The sequence below is a fragment of the Bradyrhizobium frederickii genome, from assembly GCF_004570865.1.
Taxonomy (GTDB): Bacteria; Pseudomonadota; Alphaproteobacteria; order Rhizobiales; family Xanthobacteraceae; genus Bradyrhizobium; species Bradyrhizobium frederickii.
Genome location: NZ_SPQS01000143.1, coordinates 1 through 619 on the forward strand (window position 1 = coordinate 1; position 619 = coordinate 619).

Below are 619 nucleotides of genomic sequence, written 5' to 3' on the forward strand. Positions count from 1 at the left end.
GTCTTCCACAGTAAACTTCCGGTTGCTGTCTGACTCCGCCTGTTCTGCCTGCCGTTTCATCAGGGCGAGATGCTCAATGCGCTGCAGGGCTGACAGTTCAGAAAGCGTGACGGTCACACCGTTATGTTCAAATGATTCGGTTTTCAGGAACATCGCTGACTCTCCGGATTAACTGGCGGTGACGGTAATTTCTGCAACCGCAGCAAACTCACCATTACCGGATACAACCGGAATGTTGACCTTGCCTGCAGCAACGCCGTTCACGGTGATGGTCATACCACTGACCGACACGGTGGCTTTTGTTTTATCCGCAGACACCGCACGAAAGCTCTTGTCGGTTACGCCCTCCGGCTGGAAGGCCACGGTCAGCGTGGTGCTCTGCCCTTTCACCACCGAGGTGCTGGCAGGCGTCACGGTCATGCCGGTTGCCGCTGTTACCGTGCTGCGATCTTCTGCCATCGACGGACGTCCCACATTGGTGACTTTCACCGTGCGGGTGATCACTTCCTTCGCCGTCACCGCCTTACCGATACTGCTGACCCAGCCACGGAACACATCGACCGTGCCGTTCGGGAAGCGGATTTTATAGGCACGGGTATCGCCTTCATTAAACCACGCC

Annotated in this window: 2 protein-coding genes; both read right to left on the minus strand. The window is 56.5% G+C overall.

From position 1 onward, the window contains the following. Positions 1-153, minus strand: a 153-nt coding sequence (gene gpG / locus E4K64_RS40095; protein ID WP_135167652.1) for a phage tail assembly chaperone G, incomplete at its 3' end; no start/stop codon positions are given. Between the two features lie 15 nt (positions 154-168). Then, a partial coding sequence (locus tag E4K64_RS40100) for a phage tail protein (RefSeq protein ID WP_135167653.1) occupies positions 169-619 on the minus strand: 451 nt, incomplete at its 5' end.